The sequence below is a fragment of the Methylibium sp. T29 genome (assembly GCF_000576205.1).
Classification (GTDB): domain Bacteria; phylum Pseudomonadota; class Gammaproteobacteria; order Burkholderiales; family Burkholderiaceae_C; genus Methylibium; species Methylibium petroleiphilum.
Map to the genome: position 1 here is coordinate 1 of NZ_AZND01000505.1, position 1,259 is coordinate 1,259.

Annotated in this window: 2 protein-coding genes; both read left to right on the forward strand. The window is 73.3% G+C overall.

Annotated elements, in window-relative coordinates; genetic code table 11:
* Positions 1-221 precede the first annotated feature (221 nt).
* Positions 222-986, forward strand: coding sequence for a uroporphyrinogen-III C-methyltransferase (locus x551_RS22410; protein ID WP_253950463.1), 765 nt, complete (start codon positions 222-224; stop codon positions 984-986).
* Positions 983-1,259: uroporphyrinogen-III C-methyltransferase (locus tag x551_RS27850; RefSeq protein ID WP_253950464.1), on the forward strand; the 277-nt coding region annotated here is incomplete at its 3' end. The genes x551_RS22410 and x551_RS27850, both read left to right, overlap by 4 nt.

The following is a 1,259-nucleotide window of genomic DNA, read 5'->3' on the forward strand; positions in this document are numbered from 1 at the left end:
CTGGCGGACCGCGCAGGCGTGGCGACGCATCCGCGCATCGCCCAGCGCGCGCGCGGGGCGGGCTTCGGCCGGGTGATCGAGGCGCCGCCCACGCTCGAGGCGGTGGTCGCCGCGATCGGCGTGTCACGGTCCGATGGAGAGCGGCCGATAGAATCGTCAGCACCGTGAGCGAGTCCCCAGAGCCCCCTGTCGCGCCGCCCGCGCCTCTTCCCCCGCACCCCGTGCCGGTCGTCGTCCAGCCAGCGACCCGTTCGACGCGGTCGCGGCGCTTGCAGTTGGGGCTGATGCTGCTGCTGTTGCTGGTCAGCGTGACCGCACTGTCGATGGCCTGGTACGGCCAGCGCCGGGTGCGCACGCTGGAGCAGGAGCTGGTTCGGCGCCAGCAGGACAGCGCCGGTCAGGCCACCGAGGCCCAGCTGCTGGCCAAGCAGGCCCAGGAGCTGTCGCGTGACGCGGTGGCCAAGGTCACGCTGACGGAGAGCCGGCTGGCCGAGATCACCGCGCAGCGCGGCCAGCTCGAAGAACTGATCCAGTCGCTGTCGCGTGCACGGGACGAGAACCTGGTGGTCGACATCGATGCCGGCATCCGCGTCGCGCTGCAGCAGACCGCCATCACCGGCAGCGCCGCGCCGCTGGTGGCGGCGCTGAAGGCGGCCGACGAGCGCCTCGCGCGCGTCAGCCAGCCGCGGCTCGAACCGGTGCGACGCGCGATCGCGCGCGACCTCGATCGCGTCAAGGCCGTGAGCGTGGCCGACATCGCCTCGCTGGCGATCAAGCTCGACGAGGCCGCGCGGCTGGTCGACGAGGCGCCGCTGCAGGTGCTCGATCCGCAGCGCCTGGCCGAAGCGAAGGCGCCGCGTGCGGTCGCGCGCGTTGCCCCCTCGCCGGCCAGTGCCGCAGCGTCGGCGGCTCCGTCGGCGGCCTGCGCGCGGACTGGGCGACTGGTGGCAGGGCCTGTGGCGGAGACGCGCACCTGCTGCGCGTGACGCGCATCGACCAGCCGCAGGCCATGCTGCTGGCGCCCGAGCAGGGATTCTTCCTGCGCGAGAACCTCAAGCTCCGGTTGCTCAACGCGCGGCTGGCATTGATGAGTCGCCAGTTCGACACGGCGCAGTCCGATCTGCAGGCTGCGGTCGCGGCCGTCGACAACTACTTCGACCGCGGCGCGCGCAAGACGCAGTTGCTGACCGAACTGCTGCGCAGCGTGGTGCCGCAGGCGCGCCAGGCCGGCGTGCCGCGCCCGGACGACACGCTGGCGG